The following is a 20,235-nucleotide window of genomic DNA, read 5'->3' on the forward strand; positions in this document are numbered from 1 at the left end:
TTGTTGCCGGAATGGCAAAGACCCATGTGCGATGCGGTCAATAGACCTTCGTCGCATGCGACGTTTCGCACCGAAGCGCATTGAGATAAGGGAGCGGGGCGGCTTACGCTGCGCCGCAGCACGCCCGCACCCGTGAGCCAGACGATGTCCCGTCCCTTCGACCTGACCCTGTACCTCGTCACCGACCCGCGACTCGTCGCGGCGCGGGGCCTCGTGGCGACAGTGGAAGCGGCAGTGAAGGGCGGCGCCACCATCGTGCAGTTGCGCGATCCCGACGCCCATGGCCGCGCGCTGGTGGAGCAGGCCCGCGCGCTGAAGGCGCTGCTGGCGCCGCTGCGCATCCCGCTCATCATCAACGACCGGGTGGACGTGGCGGTGGCGGCGGACGCCGACGGCGTGCATCTCGGCCAGGACGACATGACCCCCGCCGACGCCCGCGCCCTTCTGGGGCCGGAGCGCATCCTCGGCCTCTCCGTGGGCAATCCGGCGGAATTCGCCGCCTCCGACATTGGCGTCGTGGATTATCTCGGCGTCGGTCCGGTGAAGGCCACCGGCACAAAGAAGGATGCTGGCGCCGCCATCGGCACCTCCGGCGTCACGACGGTGCGCGCGCTCACCCGCCTGCCCATCGTCGGCATCGGCGGCATCGACGGCGCGCTCGCCGCCGAGGTCATCCGCGCCGGAGCGGACGGGGTGGCGGTGGTGTCCGCCATCTGCGCCGCCCCCGATCCCGAACACGCTGCACGCGCGCTTCTTTCGGCCGTCACGGCCGCGCGCTGACCCCATCCATCCCGTCCCGGGCCTGCCACGGCCTCGGGACGGTTCCCGCCTGCGGCGACGCCACGCGCTTCAGGCTTCACACAAGGAGACCCGACATCATGTCGTCCCCTGCCCTGAAGACTGCCCCGGCCGCGGGCATCGAGATCACCGGCGCGCTCGGCCCCCGCTTCGACGAAATCCTGACCCCCGAGGCGCTGACCTTCGTCGCCGACCTGCACCGCGCCTTCAATCCCACCCGCAAGGCCCTGCTTGCCCGCCGCACCGAGCGGCAGGTGAAGTTCGACGCCGGCGAGCTGCCCGACTTCCTGCCCGAGACCAAGTCCGTCCGTGACGGCGACTGGACCATCGCCGACCTGCCCGCCGACCTGCTCGACCGCCGCGTCGAGATCACCGGGCCGGTGGACCGCAAGATGATCGTCAACGCGCTGAACTCCGGCGCCAAGGTGTTCATGGCGGACTTCGAGGATGCCTCCTCCCCGGTGTGGGAGAACATGATCGAGGGCCAGATCAACCTGAAGGACCGCTGGGCCGGCGCCATCGACTTCGTCGACGCCAACAACGGCAAGTCCTACAAGCTCGGCGCCACCCCGGCCGTGCTCATCATCCGCCCGCGCGGCTGGCACCTGCCGGAAGCCCATGTGCTGGTGGACGGCGAGGAGATTTCCGGCGCGCTGTTCGACTTCGGCCTCTACGTCTTCCACAACGCCAAGGCGGCGCTGGCGCAGGGCTCGGGCCCCTATTTCTACCTGCCGAAGACCGAGAGCCATCTCGAGGCCCGGCTGTGGAACGAGGTGTTCGTCGCCGCGCAGAAGGCGCTCGGCCTCCCCGTCGGCACCATCAAGGCCACCGTCCTCATCGAGACGCTGCCCGCGGTGTTCGAGATGGACGAGATCCTGTTCGAGATGAAGGACCACATCGCCGGTCTCAATCTCGGCCGCTGGGACTACATCTTCTCCTTCATCAAGCGCCTCGGGAAGAACGACCGCTTCCTCACCCCCGACCGCAGCCGCATGGTGATGAGCGAGGCCTTCCTGAAGGCCTACGGCATCCTCCTCGTGCGCACCTGCCACCGCCGCAACGCCTTCGCCATGGGCGGCATGGCCGCGCAGATCCCGGTGAAGGGCGATGCGGAAGCCAATGCCGCGGCCTTCGCCAAGGTGAAGGCCGACAAGGAGCGCGAGGCCAATTCCGGCTGCGACGGCACCTGGGTGGCCCATCCCGACCTCGTGCCGGTGGCCATGGAGGTGTTCAACCGCCTGATGCCCGCCGCCAACCAGCGCGACGCCAAGGTGAGCGACGTGCCGGTGAGCCGGGACGATCTCCTCGAAGTCCACGCCGGCACCCGCTCGGAAGCCGGCCTGCGCGAGAACATCCGCGTCGGCGTGCAGTACATCGAGGCGTGGCTGCGCGGCCGTGGCGCGGTGCCGCTCTACAATCTCATGGAGGATGCGGCCACCGCCGAGATCAGCCGTGCGCAGGTGTGGCAGTGGATCCACCTCGGCGCGACGCTGGACGACGGCCGGGCGGTGACGCCCGAGCTGTTCCGCGCTCTGCTGGACGACGAGATGGCGAACCTGCGCTCGGTGCTCGGCCCGGAAGTCTACGATTCCGGCCGCTTCCCCGAGGCCATCAAGCTGTTCTCCGACATGACGCTGGCCGACAGCTTCGAGGAATTCCTCACGCTGCCCGCCTACCGCCTGATCGCCTGAGGGCTTTCCCTTCCGGCACCCGCACCACCGTCATCGCCCGCCTCGTGCGGGCGATGACACTTGCGTGCCCCTCAAGTCCGCGTGTCCGTGTCGCAGGCCATCGCAGCGCAACGACGCGCAAGCCACTGCGTCATGCCCTCCCGCGCAAAACCCGTTCCGCATCGCAGCAACGATTCCTGCTGCGCGGGAAACGGCAGGGCTTGCGCCGGCAGTCCACATGATTAAACAATCCCTCCATTGACTTGCGTGCGGGGAAACAACCGCGGCGTTCCCTGAGCTTCCTCTGAAGCTTAGGGGCGAAGCCACCCGCTTATGTTTCCCTTGGCACGGAGCTGACCCATGGCGGATTCCGCCTCTATTCCCCCCATTCTCCACATCGTCACGCCGCTCGCGCATGTGAGCCCGTTCGACGTGAACATGGCGGCCGACGCCGGCTATCTCACCATCGCGCAATATTCGCGGGTGAAGCTGGAGGAAGTCCGCGACCTGACGCAGGACATGATGTTCTCGCGCGCCCCGCAGGCGGCGCCGCGCACAGGCCTGTTCATCGGCGGCAAGGATGCCGCGCTCGCCTTCGACATGGCCAATGAGGCGAAGGCCTCCATCTTCCCGCCCTTCGAGATTTCCATCTTCCCCGATCCGGCCGGCTCCTTCACCACCGCCGCCGCCATGATCGCCAAGGTGGAGCAGGCGCTGGTCAAGGTCCGGGCCGATGGCCTCAAGGGCGCCAAGGTGCAGATTTACGGCGCCACCGGCGTGGTCGGCTCGGTGGCCGCGGTGATCGCCGCGAACGCCGGGGCCGACGTGACCCTCGTCAGCCATCGCGAGGTCGCGGCGGTGGAAGAGAAGGCGCGGGACATCAAGACCCGCTTCGGCCTCGACGTCTCCTGCACCGCCGCCGTCACCGACGCGGACAAGGCGGCGCTGGTGCCCTCGGCCGAGGTCATCCTCGCCACCGGCAAGGCGGGCGTTCAGATCCTCAACGCCGCGCACCTCGAGGCCGCGAAGAACCTCATCGTGGCGGCGGACGTGAACGCCGTGCCCCCCGCCGGCATCGCCGGCATCGGCGCCCATGATGCGGCGGCCCAGCTGCCCCACGGCATCGGCATCGGCGCGCTCGCCATCGGCAATCTCAAATACGCGGTCCAGCACACCCTGCTGAAGCGCATGTGCGAGACGACGACGCCGCTCTTCATCGACCTGCCGGTGGTGTTCGAGCTGGCCAGAACCCTGGACGCCTGAGCCCCATGCGCACGATCCTTTCTTCTCCCCGCCGGCTCCGCGCCTGCTGCGCGGGGATCGCCGCCGTTTGCCCCGCGCGAGAGGTGCGGCCATGACTTCAGCCCAGACGACCACATCCGCAGCCCTTGCTGCCGACCCCGCCCCCCTTCCCGGCGGCATCAGCCTCGCCCATCAGGTCGCGCCCCTCGTTGAGGCGCTGGTGGCCGACGCCACGCAGCTGCGGCTCGCCGTTTCCACCGGCCCGCTCGGCTGCCGCATCGTGGATGCCGGCATCTCCGTGCCCGGCTCGCTGGAAGCCGGACGGCGCATCGCCGAAATCTGCCTCGGCGGCCTCGGCAAGGTGGCCCTCGTGCCCGGCGGGCGCTTCTCGCCCTTCGACACGCTGGTGAGCGTCACCACCACCGATCCCGTCACCGCGTGCCTCGCCAGCCAGTATGCCGGCTGGAGCCTGTCGCACGACGACTTCTTCGCCCTCGGCTCCGGCCCCGGCCGGGCCATGGCGGCGGTGGAGCCCCTGTTCGCGGAGCTGGGCTGCCGCGACCATGGCGATCATGTCGCTCTGGTGCTGGAGACCGGCGTCACCCCGCCCGCCGAGGTGGTGCAGGAGGTGGCGAGCCGCTGCGGTGTCGCGCCCACGGCCGTCACCTTCATCCTCACCCCCACCTCATCGCTGGCCGGCACGGTGCAGATCGTCGCCCGCGTGCTGGAAGTGGCGCTGCACAAGGCGCACGCGCTCCACTTCCCGCTGGAGCACATCGTGGACGGTATCGGCTCCGCCCCCGTGGCGCCGCCCTCGCCGGACTTCCTCACCGCCATGGGCCGCACCAATGATGCGGTGCTCTATGGCGGCGACGTGCAGCTCTTCGTGCGCGGCTCGTCCGAGGCCGCGCAGGATCTGGCCAAGCGCCTGCCGTCGCTGGCCTCGCGCGACTATGGCCGGCCGTTCGGCGAGATCTTCGCGGGCTATGACTGCGACTTCTACAAGGTGGACCCGCTGCTGTTCTCGCCGGCCCGCGTGACCGTGACGGCCATGGAGCAGGGCACGAGCTTCACTGCCGGCGGCTTCGACGCCAACCTCATCGCCCGCTCCTTCGGGGTGTGAGGTGGCCGGCTTCGTGATCTTTGCCGAGCGGGTGGACTGGCACACCCGCTCGCTGGTGGCTGCCCTGAAGGCGCGGGGCGTGAAGCCCCGCATCGTTTCCCTGCGCGCCTGCGGCTTCGCCGTTGGCGAGACGGCGCACGGCCTGCTGCTGCCCGGCTTCGGCGACGATCTGCCGGACGCCTGCTTCGTGCGCTCGGTGCCCGCCGGCACGCTGGAGCAGATCACCCACCGGCTCGGCGTGCTGCACGCGCTGGCGGCGCTGGGGGTGCGGGTGATGAACGACGCCCGCGCCATCGAGCGCTGCGTGGACAAGAGCGCCACCACCTTCCTGCTCGCCCATGCCGGCCTGCCGACCCCGCGCACCCTCGTGCTGGAGGACGCGGCCACGGCCCGCATGCTGGTGGATTCCGCCCCCGGCGACAGCGTGCTGAAGCCGCTGTTCGGGGCGCAGGGCCGCGGGCTGGAGCGCATTGCCCCCAAGGGCGCGCTGCCCGAGCCCGAGGCGGTGGGCGGGGTCTATTATCTGCAGGATTTCGTGACGGCACCGGCCCAGAGCGGGCCGGATGCCATCCACGAGGATTTCCGCGTGTTCGTGGTGGGCAACCGCGCCGAGGCGGCCATGGCGCGCCGGGCCAAGGGCTGGATCACCAACATCCACCAGGGCGCCACCGGCGCCGAGGTGGCGGCCGAGGGGCTTCTGGCGGATTATGCGGTGCGCGCCGCGGCGGCCGTGGGCGCCACCTATGCCGGGGTTGATCTCATCCGCGATGCGGAGGGGCGGCTGAAGGTGCTGGAGGTGAATTCCATGCCGGCCTGGCACGGATTGTTCGACGCCACCGGCCGCAACATGGCCGAGCCGCTGGCCGCCTGCCTCGTGGGCGAGACGGTGAGCGCCTGAGCGGGGCCGGAGACCATCATGCGCGTTCTGGTGCTGGAATATGTGACCGCGGGCGGGATGCGGCGTGAGACGGTGCCGCCGAGCCTCGCGGCCGAGGCCGCATTGATCCGCGACGCCATGCTGGCCGACCTCGCCGCGCTGCCCTCCCCGCCCGAGATTCTCACCACCTGCGACGAACGCTTGCCTATTCCCGGCGCGATCCCCGTGGGGCTCCACGCCAGCGCCTGGGTGCTGTGGCGGACGCTGGCGGATGAGGCGGACCTCATCTGGCCGGTGGCGCCGGAGACCGGCGGCATCCTCGCCGATCTCGTGCGGATGTTGGCGGCGACCGGAAAGCCGGTGCTGGCCTCCACCCCCGAGGCCATCCTCATCGCCACCAGCAAGCTGGAAACCGCCCGCCGCCTCGCGCAGGCGGGCGTGCCGCATATTCCCACCTATCCGCTGGCCGAGGCGCCCGAGATTTCCGGCGCCCGAATCACCAAGCCGGACGACGGCGCCGGCTGCGACGCCACCTTCCTCTGGCCTGCCGGGGTGCCCGCCACCCCGGAGGCGACGGAAAACGTGGTGATCCAGCCTTATGTGGCGGGCGAGGCGGCGAGCCTCACGGTTCTCGTGGTGGCGGGCGAGGCCCGCCTGCTCTGCGTGAACCGCCAGCACATCGCCGTGCGCGACGGCCGCCTCTCCCTCTCCGGCCTCACCGTGGGCGCGCAGACGGACGACGGCCGGCTGGCGGCCTTGGCGCGGGCGGTGGTCGCCGCCTGCCCCGGCCTCGACGGCTTCATCGGCATCGACATCATCCTGACCGACGCAGGGCCCGTGGTGGTGGAGATCAATCCCCGCCTCACCACCGCCTATGCCGGCCTCCGGCAGGCTTTGGGCCTCAACCCTGCCACCCTCCTCCCCGCCCTCGCGGCGGGAGCGGATGAGGCGCCCCTTCGTCCCGCGACCGTGGAGCTGGCCCTCGCATGAGCGACCTCCTGATCGGCTGGGACGTGGGCGGCGCCCACCTCAAAAGGGCGGTGCTGGGACCGGACGGCGCGCTGGTATCCATCCACCTCGCGCCCTGTGCCCTCTGGCAGGGTCTCGACCGGCTGCGGGAGGCGATGGCGAGCATGCCCCCCGTCTCCGGCCGGTCGGTGGTGACGATGACAGGTGAACTGGTCGACCTGTGGCCTGACAGGGCAACGGGCGTCATCGATATCGCCACTGAACTGGGGGTGATACTGGGGCCTGACACCCGCATTTATGCGGGCCGGGCCGGGTTTGTCAGCCTCTCCGAGGCCCGCCTGAATACCGCTGACATCGCTTCCGCCAACTGGCACGCCACTGCCGCGGCGCTGGCCGCCATCTCCGGCGACGGGATCCTCGCGGACATCGGATCGACCACCACCGACCTCATTCCCTTTGCCGGCTCGCAACTTTGCTTTCGCGGCTATTCAGATGCCGCCCGGCTGGAGACGGGGGAGCTGGTCTATAGCGGTGCGGCCCGCACTCCGGTCATGGCGCTGACGCAGGCCCTGCCGTTTCGCGGGCGGCTCGTGCCCCTCATGGCGGAGTATTTTGCCACCACGGCCGACGTCCACAGGCTGACCGGCGAACTGCCTGATGGAGCCGACCTCCACCCGGCCGCCGATGGCGGGGACAAGACGTGCGACGCCAGTGCCCGCCGGCTTTTGCGGATGGTGGGCCGCGATCTCGGGCCATCGACGATGGAGGAGGCGAAGGCCCTCGCGGCGGCTGCGGCGGAGGTGCAGATGCACCGCCTCCACATGGCGCTGGCGCAGGTCTTGTCCGCCGGGGGAGTCGCCTCGGATGCCCCGCTGATCGGGGCAGGCGTCGGTCGTTTTCTGGTGGGGCGGCTGGCCCAACGGGCGGGCCGGCCCTATCTCCATGCCGGCCTGCTGCTGGCTGGCGCTACCCGTCTCGCGGGTCTCGCCGCCGATTGCGCCCCGGCCGTGGCCGTGGCGCGCCTCGCATTCAATTAGCCGGCTATAGTATCACTTGCTGCCATCGGGCTTGAACTGGGCGAGGAAGGCGATGAGGTCCGCCCGCTCCTGCTCGCTCTTGACGCCAGCAAAGGCCATTTTCCCCTTGGGCGCTAGATGCTTGGGGTTCTCGATATAGTCGTTCAGGGTGGCGTTGTCCCACACCTTGCCGGCGGCGGCTCCGTCCTTGAGGTCCTGGGAATAGGCGTAACCCTCGAAATGCGCCCACTTGGCACCGACGATGCCGTTCAGCGGCGGGCCGACCTTCACCTTGGCATCCGGGCCAATGGCATGGCAGGCCATGCATTTCTTGAAAACGGTCTCGCCCTTGGCCACATCCGGATCGGCATAAGCCGAGCCGGTGGCGGCGGCGAGGAGGAGAGCGGAAACGAACACTGTGCGCATCGGGGCGTTCCTCTTCTGGTTTCTTGATCTGATATTTCGCCGGCTCAGCTCAGGACGAGAATTTCGCCTTCCCCGCCGGCCAAACGGTTGCCGACGAGGCGCACGGCCCGGCCGGAAAGCGTTCCTCCGAACAGCGCGGCCAGCTCCGGCACCCGCCGGGCCAGCAGCTTCAAGGCCACAAAATCCTGTGGCCCCGCCTCGGCAAAGCCAGTCGCCAGCGCCTCTGGCGCGGTGGTAACGAGGATGGAGCCGCGCTTCATGCCACGTCCGGCGCCGGGACCAAGCCGGCCCGCCACGGCAAGTGTGCCGGCTAACAGACCATCCGCCGCACCTGCCCCGGCATCGCCGCCCACCAGGATCAGGCCACCACGCAGCCGTGCGCCGAGGCCATCCCCCACCCGGCCGGCAATGGAGACGACCCCGCCCCGCATGCCCTGCCGCTCGCCCGGCCGCGGACCACCGACATTCTTGCCGGCGCTGCCGAAAACCTCGATCCGCCCGCCGGTCAGGCCGGCCGCAAGCCCGTCACCGGCATCGCGGGAAATCACCAGACGGCCGCCGCTCATGCCCGCACCGGCAGCCACGCCGACGCTGCCCTCCACGCGGATCTCGCCAGCGGCAAGGCCCGAGCCCACATAGTCCAGCCGGGGATCGCCGGAGAAGACCACGGCTTCATCCGATCCGGCAGTGATTTCAAAGAGATCACCGACCAGAGCGACGCCTGTGCCGAACGGAACCGTGAGCGCGGCGACATCGGCTGCGCTCACCCCCGCGAGGGCCTCGGGAAGAAGGCTGGATGCGTCCACCCGCGCGGAGAGCGGGGCCTTCAATGTCAGGCGGAAGCCACTCATCGTCCCGCCTCCTGCGCCATCAGTTCATGCAGCTTGAAATGGAAGGGCCCGAGGTTGCCGCCGTAATTGCCGGCATCCACCGCCACCACCCCGCCGGCGGCGCCAAGGCCACACACAGCCGTGATGCCCGCACGCATGCTGTCCGCCACCTCGCCTTCGCTGAGGCCGTCGATGACGATCTCCAGCACGCTCTCGACCTCAGCCGGCAAAGCAGTTTTGGCGATGCCCCGCAGCGTCGGGCAATAAGCGTCGTTCGAGGAGGCGATCAGGCCGGCATATTTGGAGCCGACCTTGGAGCCGGAGCGCACCACTCCGCCCGGGAAAGGCATGATGGCACCGCGCACCTGCCCCATGGCCGCCACCGCCGCCTCCGCCGCCGCCAGCGCCGCCGGGCGTGAGCGGGCGAGGATCAGGAAATTGCCGCCGCCCACCGCCGCCGTCGTGGAGCCGACGATCTCGTCGCAGACGAACTCGCCCTCCATCACCGGAATGCGCCAGATCCTGCTGCCGCCGAGGTTTTTCGACATCTGGTGGCCGTCGCCGAAATAGCGCAGCGCCTTTCCGAGCGGGACGGCGGAGCCGCCTTCCAGGCCGGAATAGAGCGCCGAGGTGGGCGAGGTGAGCACGCATTGCCCGGCCCGGAGCGGCACGATCTTCTTCAGGTCCTTGAGTGACATGGCGAAGATGAGCACGGCATAGCCGGGCCGGCCGTCCGGGGTCTCATCGGCCGGAATTTCGCGTTCGATAGCCGCCTCACAACCGCAGCCGATCACCGAGGTGGCGAACCCGGTGAGGCTGGCGGCAGCCGTATGCGCCCAGCGCGGCGTATCGGCGGTGATGATGAGGCGCGTTCCCGCCATGGGAAACGCCTCGGCAAAGCTGTCGCGGATCTCGACGCCATTGATGAGGAGGGGGGCTGGTGCGCTCACGGCTTCAGCTCCACGATCTCAGGGCCTTGACCGCCACGGATCTCCCCGTCGGCGATCTGGTAATGGCTTGATTTGAGGCCCACGGCCTCGTCGAACCAGCGCTCCAACCTCTTGTCCATCAAGGGGTCTGAGGGGGGATGGACCGCATAGGTCCGCCCCTCAGTGAGGGCAACGATCTCGCCATTCACCACCACCACCTCGCCGTCCTTCATCACGATGCGCGGGTGGGCGAACATGGTTTCGCGGTCCGGCTGGTCCTCGTAGAGCACCACGTCCGCCCGCGCGCCGGGGCCGAGATGGCCGCGATCCTTGAGGCCCAAAGTGCGGGCCGGAGCGGCGCGGGTGACGACGGCAATCTCCTCCAGCGTGTACTCGCGGGAGATGCTTTCAAGCCGCGTATGGGACCGCGCCGCCTTGTGAATCTGCCTGAGGTGATGGTCGCGGAAGGGCTTGTCCATCAACAGCCGGATGAGGTGCGGGTAGGAGGTGAAGGGACCGCCATTGGGATGGTCCGTGGTCAGGTAGACCCGCCAGGGATCCTCGATGAGCAGGAACAGTTCCAGCCCGATGGCCCATTGCAGCGCGTTCACGAAGGAGGTGTCGCGATAGTTGAACGGCACCACGCCGCAGGCCGCGTCCATCTCGATATCCATGCCGATCCACTTCTTGGGATCGGCGATGTTGTGGTTGCGGTACTGCGACATGAGGTCGGCCGAGGCGGTCACCGTCTGGCCGAACATGATCTGGCCCACGTCCACCGAGATATGCGGCATGGCGTTCACCGCCTCCGCGATCTCGGCCGCGCCGGAGGAGAAGTGCCGGTCGCCCTCGGTGCCGTAGGAATGGAACTGGATGTGGGTGAGGTGGAGGGGGAAGCCCTCCGTCGCGCCCATGGTGGCCAGCGTCGTCTTCACATTGCCGGGGATGCCGAGGTTGCAGCCGTGCAGGTGGATGGGGTGGGGCACGCCCAGCTCTGTCACCGCCCGCTGCAGGGTGTTGAGGATGCGGCGGGGCGTCAGCTCGTAGAACGGGCCGGCCTCGTCCAGATCAAGATTGCGGCCGTTGAACTTGAAGGCGTTGATGCCACCCGGGTTCACAATCTTGATGGCGCAGCTCTGGGTCGCCTTGAGCATCCAGGCCACGTAGTCATTGATCGCCTGCTGACCTTCGCCCATGGCGATCAGGCGCAGCAGGAAGTCGTCGTTGCCGAGCACCAGGAAGCCGCCGGTGTCGATGTTCGGAATGTCCGCCATCTCGAGGTGCGCGTGGCGGGCGTTGGCGCCCACCACGGCCGGCTCGAACACCGCCGTGTAGCCCATCTGCGAATAGCGGCAGCCCGTGGCATGAGTGGTCGGTGCCGCGCGTCCGCCGCCGCAACCGCAAAAATCGCCGAACGGCTCGGGGAAGAGGGCGCGATCCTCGTTCATGAGGAGGCGGCCGAGATTCACCTTGCCGCCGGCGATGTGGCTGTGCAGGTCGATGCCGCCGGCGAGCACGATGCAGCCGGAGGCGTTCACCACCTCCTCGCTGCCGCCCGGCCCCGGATCGGCGATGATGCGCCCGTCCTCGATCACCACGTCGCGGACCTGATCGATGATGCCGTTGGCGGGGTCGAAGACCCGTCCGCCGGTGACGCGCGTTCTCATGCGCCCCTCCCGAAATTGGCGAGGATGGCAGAGGCCGCCTCGGCGAGGCTCGGAAGCTCGGCGGACCGCAGACCCTGGAGCGGCAGGCAAACGACGGAGTCCATGCGGAATACATGCCCCGGATGATCGACGCCGGGCGTACCGACGGGGATGAACACGTCCGGCTCGCGGGCAAACGACGTGTCGGGATGGGCGAGGGCGATCACCGGGCCGGCGCTGAATTCGGGCGGTGGATCAGGCCGGAAGGCGCTGGCATGGAGCAGCAGGTCTCCGTCCTTCAGCGCCGCAGCGGTGGCGTAGAGATCGGGCGCATGGCGTGCGGTTCCGGCACCGATCGCCGTGCGCAGGGGATAGCCGAAGCGCCAGAGCGCGAGCTGGTGGGCGCCGGTGACGTTGTCGCGTCCGCCCAAGGGCAGCACTGCGGCGCGGGTGGTCGGCGACAACAGATCCACCGCCTCCGAGGCCGAGCCGGCGACAGCGGCGGCATCCGCCTGCGGCAGGGTCGCGGCGTTCCAGGTGAAGACGCTGTAGCGCGCGGCGCGGAGCAGGTCGGCAAGCTCCGCCAGCGAGGCGCCGGCCGTGCCGGGCAGCACGTCCACGGCGCCGATGTCACGGCCTGCCAGGGCCGACGCCAGCAGCGCGGCGGCGGTGGCAACCTGCTCGGGCGGCAGCAGGATCTCGCTCAGTTCGTGGCCGGCAAGGGCCTTGCGCGAAGCGTCCGAGAACGGCGTACCGATCATCACCACACGCCGGCCGGAAGGCGCGAACAGGGGGGCGGCGTCGCCGCCTTCGCCCTTGCGCACCGGCATGATGCGCTCGAACAGGCGGCCGAAGCTCGCGGCGGGATCGTCGCCGAACACCACGAGCAGGTCGCAGCGATTGCGCACCTCGGCGAGGGTCGCGGCGATCCAGCCGCGGCGGGCGAGGCGGTCGAGATTGGCGAACAGGCCGCCGGACGCGGAATGGTCGATGCTCGCCCCCGCCACCATGGCGATATCGTAGAGCCGCCGGTGGCCCTCGAGATCGGCGCCGAGGCCGGAGAAGACGGAGGACCGCGCCGCCTTCAGATGGACGGCCGCGGCAGAGGCCGCCTCGGCGAAGCTGGCCGGCGCGCCATTGACGCGGGGAGAGGGCGCTGGCGCATCGCCGCGCGCCAGCAGGCGGGCGGCATCGGCGCAGGCCTTGCGCGGGGTCACCACGCGGCCGGCGACGGCCACTTCGATGTCGTCGCAGCCGAGGCCGCAAAAGCCGCACACCACGTCCCGCACGATGCGGGGAGCACCGGCTTCGGTCGTTTCACCCGATGACATGAGGCTCACCCCTGCGCGGAAGAGATGCCGCGCGGCAAGGCCGGCAGGCAAAGGGCGCGCGGCGGCGCGAAGCCGGCTCCAGAACGTGGGACAAGTGGAGAGAGAACGGAACTCAAGCGGTAACTGGCCATGGCTTTGCCTTGGGGATTGACGGACCCAATCAAGACGCCGCGGCGGTTGCCCGCTTGTCGTTGCAGTGCGCTTCGGAAAAATCCGTGCGCCATGCGTCTGTTCTTGGCGGGGAAGCTAACACAGCGAAGCGGGGCCGAAAACCCGTCACTTGTGCGGCGCCTGCGAGAATGATTTGTGCGACGCGAAATCGCTCTACTTGAAGCAGGTGATTTCTGCTTCAGCCTGCGCCCGGCGCAGTTCTGCAATCGTGTCGTCATATTGGGGCGTGTTGCGGAAGATATTGGCCGCCTGGCCCACCCCCTGCCGCATGGAAAGGATCGTCTCGGCCGCGACATAGTGGTCGTAGGGAATGATCGAGGCGAGGGTGTCCACCGAGCAGGAACACCGGGCCATGGCCTCCCGGCTCTGGCCGTTGGCCGCCATGCAGCCGAAGACGTAATCGACGCGGGCGGAGGTGGGATAGTCGTTGTCGCTGGGGGTCGCTGCCACCGCCGCCCCGCCGAGGGCGAGCAGCAGGGCGCCGGCCTCAATGGCTCGTCGGATCATAGGCGATGCTCTCCTCCCACAGGGTGCCCCCTGGCGCGTCAGCCTTGATGGCCAGGCGCACGATCTGGCCCGGCACATCCGGTGACACCTCGAACGTATAGGCGAGGGTATCGAGCCCCCGCATGCGCACGGCATTGGGATCGCCCTTGAACGGCGTCACTGTCACGCGCCAGCCCTTCACCGTCTGGCCGCCCACTGTGAGATCGGCGGCGGTGACGGTGGCGGCGTCGCGCAAGGCGGTGCGGATGGCGGTCTTGAAATAGCGCGGATTGCCCTTGAGCCGGCCGGAAAGGTCCCCGAGGTGGTTCTCCAGGAACAGGAGCAGCATGGGATTGGTCGTCACGCCCTCGAACGGACCGGCGGCGTGATGGCGCTCGGGCGTAAAGAAATCCACCCTGACGTCGCGGGCGTCGCCGCCGTTGGCGCTCGCCTCGATCATCAGCACCACGCGATCATCGAAGCTCGCGCCGAGTTCCGGATCCGCCACCTTGCGGGAATATTTGTAGGTGAGCGTCTGGCCCGCCTTGGTGTTGGCCAGCTGCGGATTCTCGAACAGCAGCGTCGCCGCATCCGGGGTCGCCTGCTGGGAGGCGGCCTGCGCCTCGGCCCCGCTCGCCGCCTGGGGCATGACGAGAGCGCCGCCCGAGAACAGGGCCGCCATGAGAACGAGCCAGAGGCCCAACGCGCGACGCAGGCTCACGATGCGGCTCCTTCGGGCGCCTTCGCGGGCGCTCCGCCGATGGTGCGATAGAGATAGTCCGGCGCGACCGCCGCGGCCTCCTCCGTCGCCAGCGCCTCGACGCGGGCATGGAAGGGCGAGAGCGAGCAGGCCGGGTCGGTCGCCGCCGCGTCGCCCACCAGCGCCATGGCCTGGCAGCGGCAGCCGCCGAAATCCATCTCGCGTCGGTCGCAGCTGCGGCACGGCTCGCGCATCCAGTCGGTGCCGCGGAAGGCGTTGAAGGCCGGCGAAGACTGCCAGATGTCGCCGAGCGCGCGGTCGCGCACCGACCAGAATTCGAGGTTCGGGATGCTTTCCGCCGCATGGCAGGGCAGCACCCGGCCGGTGGGGGTGACATTCAGCGTCCGCCGGCCCCAGCCGCCCGAGCAGGGCTTGGGATAGCGGGCGTAATAGTCGGGGATCACCATGTCGATGACTAGGATGCCCTCAAGGCGGCGGCGCGCCTCTTCCACCAGGGCCACCGAGCGATCCACGTCCGGCCGCGCCGGCATCAGCGCGGCCCGGTTCACATAGGCCCAGCCGTAATACTGGGTGTGCGCCACCTCCAGCCGGCGGGCCTTCAGCGCCACCGCGAGGGCGATGATGTCCTCCACCTCATGGATGTTGCCGCGATGGATGACGGCATTGAGCGTCAGCGGCAGGCCGAGGTCCGTGACCTTCCGGGCGAATTCCAGCTTCGCCGCATGTCCGCCCTTGTAGCCACCGATGCGGTCGCCGGTCTCCGCGCTCGCGCCCTGCACGGAGAGCTGCACGTGGTCGAGCCCGGCCTCCGACAGGGCGTCGATCATGCCGGAGGCGCGGCCGATGCCGGAGGTGATGAGGTTGGTGTAGAGCCCCTCCGCGGCGCAGTGGGCGGTCAGCTCCACGAGGTCCGGCCGGGCTGTGGGTTCGCCTCCGGAGAGATGGACGTGAAGGATGCCCAGCGCTGCGGCCTCGCTCAGCACCCGCTTCCAGGTGGCGGTGTCGAGTTCCGCCTCGCGGCGCTCCAGCTCCAGCGGATTCGAGCAATAGGGGCAGCGCAGCGGACAGCGATGGGTCAGCTCGGCGAGGATGCCGATGGGGTGGCCGACCGAAGGCGCCGCCTCGGGACGGGTCCCTTCGCTCACTTCCTTGCGGGCAACGGTCGCGATCTCGCTCATGTCTCGATCACCCGGCGCGCGATGAGGCTGCCGATCATGTCGCGGACATCGTCGGCGATGACCTCGCGCTTCTCGTCGTAGCGCGCGGCGAGGGCATCCACGATCTGTCCACAGGTGCGCTGGCCGTCGACCAATTCCAGCACGGCCGCGGCGGTCTCGTCGATGTTGAAGGCGCGCTCCGGCGCCAGAAGCACATGGCGGGACCGCACCTGATCGAACTTGAGTTTCACGCCCCGCGGCAGGCGTGGGACGTCGGTTTCCTCGGCGCGCATCTCATTCCCCGACGATGGCGACGCCCGGTCGCCAGGCACCCGGCGCGGGCCAGCCCGGCGCCACATAGGCGAGATAGAGCGCGTCCAGTTGCGCCCACAGCACCTCGGTCTTGAAGGTGAGGGCGCGGATGACAGCGCGCTGCTCGGCCGCCGTGCGGGCGTGCTGCTTCACATATTCGAGGGCGAAGTCGGCATCCTTCGGCGCCTGGTCGAGGCGGCGGCGGAAGTAGGCGACGACCTTCTCGTTGATGAAGTCGTAGTGCTCCAGCATGCCCGAGATGCGCTCGGCATGGATGCCCGGCGCGAACAGCTCGGTGAGCGAGGAGGCCACCGCCTCCAGCAGCGTGTTCTCGGCGACGAAGCGCACATAGGCCTCCACCGCGAACTTGGTGGCAGGCAGCGCCCCTTCCTTGGAGACCACGTAGGCCCGGTCGAGGCCGAGGCCGTCGGTGAGCACCAGCCAGCGCTCGATGCCCCCCGAATCCTTGCCGAAGCCGTCATGGTCGGTGATGCGGTGCAGCCATTCCCGGCGCAGCTCGCGGTCGTCGCAGCGTGCCATCAGGGCCGCGTCCTTGCGGGGAATGGCGGACTGGTAGCAGTAGCGGTTGAGAGCCCAGGCGCGCACCTGATCGCGGTTCAGCCGGCCGGAATGCAGCAGCTTATGGAAGGGGTGGAGGTTGTGATAGCGCGTGGCGCCCACGGCGCGAAGCGCTGCCTCCAGACCCTCGGGCGACAGCGGCTCCAGCGGCGAGGGCAGGGCAGGGAAATCGACGGGGAGATCGGCGGCCTCGGCCAGCACCCGGACGGCGGCTTGCGCGCTCATAGGGAGAACTCCATTCCGTCCCGGGCGACCGTCCAGCCAGCCGCTTCCACGGCGCGGTGCTCTTCGGAGCCATCGATCAGCGCGGGATTGGTGTTGTTGATATGGATGAACACCCGGCGCGCCACCGGCAGGTCGGCGAGCAGCGCCACCGTGCCGTCCGCGCCGGACATGGAGAGGTGTCCCATGCGGGCACCTGTCTTGGTTCCGATCCCGGCCGCGATCATCTCGTCGTCGCGATAGAGCGTGCCGTCGAAGAACAGGAGGTCGGCGCCCGAGATGCGCTGGCGCAGGGCGTCCGTCACGGCGGCGCAGCCGGGCACGTAGACGAGGCGGCTACCGGCCGAGGTGATGGTTACACCCACCGTCGAGCCGGATTCCTCGCCGATGACGAGGGAGGCATCCTCGCGCCAGAGCGGCACCTTCCCGGGGACGGTGAAGAATTCCATGGTCAGCCCCGGAACCGGCGAAAACGGCACTTCGAACGAAACCGGCTCCCGGCGCACCAGCGCCTTGGAAACCACGTCGAAGACTTGATTCTGCTCGATCAGCGCGAGCGTGTCGGCCGTGCCGTACACCTCGAACGCCTGCTGCTCCCGCAGCGTCAGCAAACCGGCTATGTGGTCCACGTCACCATTGGTGAGGACGACGGCGCGAATGGGGCTGTCGCGGCCATCCACCCGAGGCTGAAGCGCCCGGGTCGCGGCGATCTGGGCCCGAAGATCGGGCGAAGCGTTGAGGAGCACCCACGAGGCGCCGTCCTCCGAGACGGCGATGCTCGACTGGGTTCGGGGTGTGACCCGTGGATCACCCTTCCATGCCAGTTGGCACACCGGACAGCGGCAGTTCCACTGGGGAACGCCGCCGCCGGCCGCTGAACCGAGAACGATCACCTGCATGATGCGACGGACGCTCCTGCCAATCGTTCGCGGCTCCCGACCTGGGTCGATCAGAAATCGGCCGGCAGGTAAGCGGTGACTTCCATGCCGACGCAGACTTCGCAAACCTGGGGCTTGTTCCAGCGCATGATGGTTTCCTCCTGAGTTCTCTCACAACCCTCATAAGAAGATCATAAGAAATTGAAGTAGCGAGGTTTTTCGCTACAACGGATTCAAATATTGGCAGCCGAATCGGTTCCCGCAAGTGAAATCTTTTGCTGCATTGCAATACTTCTAGAGCTCATCAGTGAGCTGACGGTGCGGAGAGGTCGAGCATGAAGCCGCGCCCCCGCACGGTCGCCACCTGGGGGCCGCCGGCGCGCCCCACCGGTGCTAGCTTGGTGCGCAGGTAGCCCACATAGACGTCCACCACGTTGAGCGACGCACCGCCCTGGCTGGCCCAGAGCCGGTCGAAGATCTCGCCCCGGGCGATGGGACGGTTGGGACTGGCCATGAGCAGCGCCAGAAGATCGGCCTCGCGCTCGGTGAGGCGGACATGCACTTCGCCGAACTTCGCGGTGCGGGTGGAGGGATCGAGCACCAGCCGCCCTGCCATGACGCGGTCCGCATGGCTTTCGCCGAGGCGATGCAGGAGATGGGTGCGCAGCCGCGCCACCAACTCGCCGAACACGAACGGCTTGACGATGTAGTCGTCCGCCCCGGCGCCGAGGCCTTCGGCGCGATCGTGCACCTCGTCTTTGGCGCTGAGGAACAGGATGGGGCCGGAATGGCCGGCGCTGCGCAGCGCCCGGCACACGTCGATGCCGGAGCCGTCCGGCAGCATCATGTCGAGCACCACGGCGCAGGGATTGTACTGGCGCGCCGTCTCGAGGGCCTCATCGGCCCGTCCCACCACGGTCACGTCGAACCCCTCGGCGGAGAGGCCGCGGCTCAGCATGGCGCCGATATCGCTGTCGTCTTCCACCACCAGGATGTTCATGGTTCCTCCTGTGCCCGTTCGGGCGGTCCTGGGCCGTCAGGCGGCCCGCGGGATAGGGGCGGGGAATGCCGATGCGCCGCCCGACCGGTCACACGGTCGGGCCGGACTCGGCTGTTGGCTCGCTCGGCGCGGCTGCAGCGGCCTGCGGCAGCGCGATCGCCACCCGGGTGCCGCCCTTCTCCCCGTCCTCCAGTGTGATACGTCCGCCGTGCCGCGTCACCACCCAATCGGCGAGGGCCAGCCCGAGGCCGAAACCCTCGGCGCCGCCAAGCGGCCCGCCCCGCGCGAACCGCTCGAACAGGCGGGTCCGGGCCTCGGGCGGAATGCCGCACCCGTCGTCGGTGATGCTGACGATGTCGACCGCTTGTCCCTCCGCGTCCGCGCCAAGGTCGACCGAAACCGTGACACGGGTCAGCGGCCGGCCATGGCGCAGGGCGTTGTCGATGAGCCCTTCAACCACCTGCCGCAGCCATTCGCGATCCGCATGGACGAGGAGCCCCGGCTCCGGCGCGTGGAGCACCAGCGCCACCCCCTGCCGCCGCGCCACCGGTTCCAGCCCCGCCACGGCATCGGCCAGGAGGGGGGCGAGGGGCGTGTCCTGGAACACCAGCTCGATCTCGCCGCTCTCGGAGCGGGCCACCCGCAGCATGTCCTCCACCCGGCGATGGAGCATGCCGGCGCGCTTGCGGATGGTGGTCAGCACCGAGCGGCTCAGCGCCTCCGGTATGGCCGGGGCGCGCTTGGTGACGTCGCATTCGCCGATGATGACGGTGAGGGGAGTGCGCAGTTCATGGCTCACATCGGTGAAGAAGCGGCGCCGGGAGGCATCGATGGCGCCGAGACGCGCGTTGGCCTCGGTAAGATCCGCCGTGCGGTCGGCGATGGTCTTTTCCAGCTCCGCCCGGTCCTGCGCCACTTTCCGTTCACGGCGCGCCAACAGGGCGGCCATGCGGTTGAAGCGGGCCATCAGGACGCCGAGTTCATCGCGCTGACCGATGGCGAGCCGGGCAGACAGGTCGCCGCGGCCGATGGCGGCGGCCGCGCGATCGATCTCCTTCAGCCGGCCGAGCAGCGGCTGGGCCAGCGCGCGATAGAGCACCAGTGCCGCGGCGAACACCGCGAGGGCAATGGCCACCGCGCCGATCCGCAGCCGGTCCGCCAGCGCCACCGCCTCCTCCCGCGCGGCCGTGACGCCGCGGCGCTCGCTTTCCACCAGCAGGGACAGCGTGGGCCCGGCCGAGGCGGCGAAGGCGTTGAGGGAGCCGCGCACCCGGTCGCCCCGGCGCATGGTGTCCGGGTCACGGGTCGCGGCGGTGATCTGTCGGTCGAGGGAGATGAAGTCCGCCCTGAGACGGGCCAGCAGGCGTTCCTGCGGCCTCAGGCCGCTCAATGTATCGGGAGCCGCCTGCACCGCCTTCACGGTGGACGCCTCAAGCAGGGCCGAGACGCGGGAGCGCGCATCCTCAAGCCGGCCGGCGCTCGCCGTGGGGCTCTCGGTGGCGGCGATGGCGGCGAGGCCGAAGTCGGAGAGGCGGGCCGAGATCTCGGTCAGCACGTCGAGGCGCTGCTGGGCCGAGACCGCCGCCTCAAGCGCCCCGTCCACGGCGCGCAGGGCGATCAGCACGCTGACGCCCGCAAGCACCGCGAGAATCGCCGTGGCGCCCGCCAGCGCGGCCAGCTTGAAACGGATGGATCGCATCGCCCCGCCGGCCTGCCTCCCGCCTGTGGCGCGCCACATTGGTCGCGCTCCGGCGCGGCGGAGCCTGCCACATGGAGGAGACACGGGCAAAACGCCGACGCCAGAAAATGGGGCGGAAAAGAAAAAGCCCGCCGCCGCAGGCGTCTGGCGCTG

General features: G+C 69.2%; 21 protein-coding genes. 7 read left to right on the forward strand and 14 right to left on the reverse strand.

Annotation, left to right across the window (positions count from 1 at the left end; all coding sequences use genetic code 11):
* Window positions 1–144 precede the first annotated feature (144 nt).
* The 7 genes from thiE (at window position 145) to D7006_RS24380 (ending at window position 7,716) form a co-directional block, all read left to right on the forward strand.
* On the forward strand, window positions 145–780 hold the full coding sequence (gene thiE / locus D7006_RS24350) for a thiamine phosphate synthase (RefSeq protein WP_237354871.1): 636 nt from the start codon (window positions 145–147) through the stop codon (window positions 778–780).
* A gap of 98 nt (window positions 781–878) precedes the next feature.
* Window positions 879–2,489, forward strand: coding sequence for a malate synthase A (gene aceB / locus D7006_RS24355; RefSeq protein ID WP_237354872.1), 1,611 nt, complete (start codon window positions 879–881; stop codon window positions 2,487–2,489).
* 339 nt (window positions 2,490–2,828) lie between these two features.
* Window positions 2,829–3,731: an NAD(P)-dependent methylenetetrahydromethanopterin dehydrogenase gene (locus D7006_RS24360; protein WP_169123496.1), complete on the forward strand. Its 903-nt coding sequence runs from the start codon at window positions 2,829–2,831 to the stop codon at window positions 3,729–3,731.
* A 91-nt stretch (window positions 3,732–3,822) separates the two neighbouring features.
* Window positions 3,823–4,833, forward strand: coding sequence for a methenyltetrahydromethanopterin cyclohydrolase (mch, locus tag D7006_RS24365; protein ID WP_237354873.1), 1,011 nt, complete (start codon window positions 3,823–3,825; stop codon window positions 4,831–4,833).
* Between the two features lies 1 nt (window position 4,834).
* Entirely contained in the window at window positions 4,835–5,731 is an 897-nt protein-coding gene (locus D7006_RS24370; protein WP_237354874.1) for a RimK family alpha-L-glutamate ligase, read from the forward strand.
* Between the two features lie 18 nt (window positions 5,732–5,749).
* The gene (locus D7006_RS24375) at window positions 5,750–6,700 is read left to right on the forward strand and encodes an ATP-grasp domain-containing protein (protein ID WP_237354875.1); all 951 of its coding nucleotides are present in this window, start codon (window positions 5,750–5,752) and stop codon (window positions 6,698–6,700) included.
* On the forward strand, window positions 6,697–7,716 hold the full coding sequence (locus D7006_RS24380) for a hydantoinase/oxoprolinase family protein (protein WP_237354876.1): 1,020 nt from the start codon (window positions 6,697–6,699) through the stop codon (window positions 7,714–7,716). The genes D7006_RS24375 and D7006_RS24380 overlap by 4 nt, the downstream gene beginning before the upstream one ends.
* Before the next feature lie 12 nt (window positions 7,717–7,728).
* Here the strand turns inward: D7006_RS24380 and D7006_RS24385 are convergent, their stop codons facing one another.
* The 14 genes from D7006_RS24385 to D7006_RS24445 form a co-directional block, all read right to left on the reverse strand.
* Entirely contained in the window at window positions 7,729–8,121 is a 393-nt protein-coding gene (locus D7006_RS24385; protein ID WP_169123492.1) for a cytochrome c family protein, read from the reverse strand.
* A 44-nt stretch (window positions 8,122–8,165) separates the two neighbouring features.
* On the reverse strand, window positions 8,166–8,972 hold the full coding sequence (locus D7006_RS24390) for a formylmethanofuran dehydrogenase subunit C (RefSeq protein WP_237354877.1): 807 nt from the start codon (window positions 8,970–8,972) through the stop codon (window positions 8,166–8,168).
* Window positions 8,969–9,901, reverse strand: coding sequence for a formylmethanofuran--tetrahydromethanopterin N-formyltransferase (gene fhcD, locus D7006_RS24395; protein WP_237354878.1), 933 nt, complete (start codon window positions 9,899–9,901; stop codon window positions 8,969–8,971). Before fhcD ends, D7006_RS24390 begins: the two co-directional genes overlap by 4 nt.
* Window positions 9,898–11,547: a formylmethanofuran dehydrogenase subunit A gene (locus tag D7006_RS24400; RefSeq protein WP_237354879.1), complete on the reverse strand. Its 1,650-nt coding sequence runs from the start codon at window positions 11,545–11,547 to the stop codon at window positions 9,898–9,900. The genes fhcD and D7006_RS24400 overlap by 4 nt, the downstream gene beginning before the upstream one ends.
* On the reverse strand, window positions 11,544–12,857 hold the full coding sequence (locus tag D7006_RS24405; RefSeq protein WP_237354880.1) for a formylmethanofuran dehydrogenase: 1,314 nt from the start codon (window positions 12,855–12,857) through the stop codon (window positions 11,544–11,546). Before D7006_RS24405 ends, D7006_RS24400 begins: the two co-directional genes overlap by 4 nt.
* 324 nt (window positions 12,858–13,181) lie before the next feature.
* The gene (locus D7006_RS24410; RefSeq protein WP_169123487.1) at window positions 13,182–13,535 is read right to left on the reverse strand and encodes a hypothetical protein; all 354 of its coding nucleotides are present in this window, start codon (window positions 13,533–13,535) and stop codon (window positions 13,182–13,184) included.
* On the reverse strand, window positions 13,516–14,235 hold the full coding sequence (locus D7006_RS24415; RefSeq protein WP_237354881.1) for a hypothetical protein: 720 nt from the start codon (window positions 14,233–14,235) through the stop codon (window positions 13,516–13,518). Before D7006_RS24415 ends, D7006_RS24410 begins: the two co-directional genes overlap by 20 nt.
* Window positions 14,232–15,413 (reverse strand): pyrroloquinoline quinone biosynthesis protein PqqE, encoded by a 1,182-nt coding sequence (gene pqqE / locus D7006_RS24420; RefSeq protein ID WP_237354882.1) that lies wholly within the window; start codon window positions 15,411–15,413, stop codon window positions 14,232–14,234. The genes D7006_RS24415 and pqqE overlap by 4 nt, the downstream gene beginning before the upstream one ends.
* Window positions 15,410–15,685 carry a pyrroloquinoline quinone biosynthesis peptide chaperone PqqD gene (gene pqqD, locus D7006_RS24425; RefSeq protein ID WP_237354883.1) on the reverse strand — a complete coding sequence of 92 codons (276 nt, stop codon included), beginning with the start codon at window positions 15,683–15,685 and terminating at the stop codon, window positions 15,410–15,412. The genes pqqE and pqqD overlap by 4 nt, the downstream gene beginning before the upstream one ends.
* Window position 15,686: 1 nt before the next feature.
* Complete coding sequence (gene pqqC, locus D7006_RS24430) at window positions 15,687–16,508, reverse strand: pyrroloquinoline-quinone synthase PqqC (protein ID WP_237354884.1); 822 nt, start codon at window positions 16,506–16,508, stop codon at window positions 15,687–15,689.
* Window positions 16,505–17,404 carry a pyrroloquinoline quinone biosynthesis protein PqqB gene (gene pqqB / locus D7006_RS24435; protein ID WP_237354886.1) on the reverse strand — a complete coding sequence of 300 codons (900 nt, stop codon included), beginning with the start codon at window positions 17,402–17,404 and terminating at the stop codon, window positions 16,505–16,507. The genes pqqC and pqqB overlap by 4 nt, the downstream gene beginning before the upstream one ends.
* Window positions 17,405–17,454: 50 nt before the next feature.
* Window positions 17,455–17,532, reverse strand: a complete 78-nt coding sequence (pqqA, locus tag D7006_RS25490) for a pyrroloquinoline quinone precursor peptide PqqA (RefSeq protein WP_081437156.1) — start codon at window positions 17,530–17,532, stop codon at window positions 17,455–17,457.
* 155 nt (window positions 17,533–17,687) lie between these two features.
* Complete coding sequence (locus tag D7006_RS24440) at window positions 17,688–18,383, reverse strand: response regulator transcription factor (protein ID WP_168458698.1); 696 nt, start codon at window positions 18,381–18,383, stop codon at window positions 17,688–17,690.
* An 88-nt stretch (window positions 18,384–18,471) separates the two neighbouring features.
* Window positions 18,472–20,082, reverse strand: coding sequence for a HAMP domain-containing sensor histidine kinase (locus tag D7006_RS24445; protein ID WP_237354888.1), 1,611 nt, complete (start codon window positions 20,080–20,082; stop codon window positions 18,472–18,474).
* Window positions 20,083–20,235 lie beyond the last annotated feature (153 nt).

Source organism: Xanthobacter sp. YC-JY1, from assembly GCF_021730305.1.
GTDB lineage: Bacteria > Pseudomonadota > Alphaproteobacteria > Rhizobiales > Xanthobacteraceae > Xanthobacter > Xanthobacter flavus.

Coding starts and splice junctions, on each gene's coding strand:
- thiE (WP_237354871.1), top strand. CDS start 145: ATGTCCCGTCCCTTCGACCTGACCCTGTACCTCGTCACCGACCCGCGA.
- aceB (WP_237354872.1), top strand. CDS start 879: ATGTCGTCCCCTGCCCTGAAGACTGCCCCGGCCGCGGGCATCGAGATC.
- D7006_RS24360 (WP_169123496.1), top strand. CDS start 2,829: ATGGCGGATTCCGCCTCTATTCCCCCCATTCTCCACATCGTCACGCCG.
- mch (WP_237354873.1), top strand. CDS start 3,823: ATGACTTCAGCCCAGACGACCACATCCGCAGCCCTTGCTGCCGACCCC.
- D7006_RS24375 (WP_237354875.1), top strand. CDS start 5,750: ATGCGCGTTCTGGTGCTGGAATATGTGACCGCGGGCGGGATGCGGCGT.
- D7006_RS24380 (WP_237354876.1), top strand. CDS start 6,697: ATGAGCGACCTCCTGATCGGCTGGGACGTGGGCGGCGCCCACCTCAAA.
- D7006_RS24385 (WP_169123492.1), bottom strand. CDS start 8,121: ATGCGCACAGTGTTCGTTTCCGCTCTCCTCCTCGCCGCCGCCACCGGC.
- D7006_RS24390 (WP_237354877.1), bottom strand. CDS start 8,972: ATGAGTGGCTTCCGCCTGACATTGAAGGCCCCGCTCTCCGCGCGGGTG.
- D7006_RS24400 (WP_237354879.1), bottom strand. CDS start 11,547: ATGAGAACGCGCGTCACCGGCGGACGGGTCTTCGACCCCGCCAACGGC.
- D7006_RS24405 (WP_237354880.1), bottom strand. CDS start 12,857: ATGTCATCGGGTGAAACGACCGAAGCCGGTGCTCCCCGCATCGTGCGG.
- D7006_RS24410 (WP_169123487.1), bottom strand. CDS start 13,535: ATGATCCGACGAGCCATTGAGGCCGGCGCCCTGCTGCTCGCCCTCGGC.
- pqqE (WP_237354882.1), bottom strand. CDS start 15,413: ATGAGCGAGATCGCGACCGTTGCCCGCAAGGAAGTGAGCGAAGGGACC.
- pqqD (WP_237354883.1), bottom strand. CDS start 15,685: ATGCGCGCCGAGGAAACCGACGTCCCACGCCTGCCGCGGGGCGTGAAA.
- pqqC (WP_237354884.1), bottom strand. CDS start 16,508: ATGAGCGCGCAAGCCGCCGTCCGGGTGCTGGCCGAGGCCGCCGATCTC.
- pqqB (WP_237354886.1), bottom strand. CDS start 17,404: ATGCAGGTGATCGTTCTCGGTTCAGCGGCCGGCGGCGGCGTTCCCCAG.
- pqqA (WP_081437156.1), bottom strand. CDS start 17,532: ATGCGCTGGAACAAGCCCCAGGTTTGCGAAGTCTGCGTCGGCATGGAA.
- D7006_RS24440 (WP_168458698.1), bottom strand. CDS start 18,383: ATGAACATCCTGGTGGTGGAAGACGACAGCGATATCGGCGCCATGCTG.
- D7006_RS24445 (WP_237354888.1), bottom strand. CDS start 20,082: ATGCGATCCATCCGTTTCAAGCTGGCCGCGCTGGCGGGCGCCACGGCG.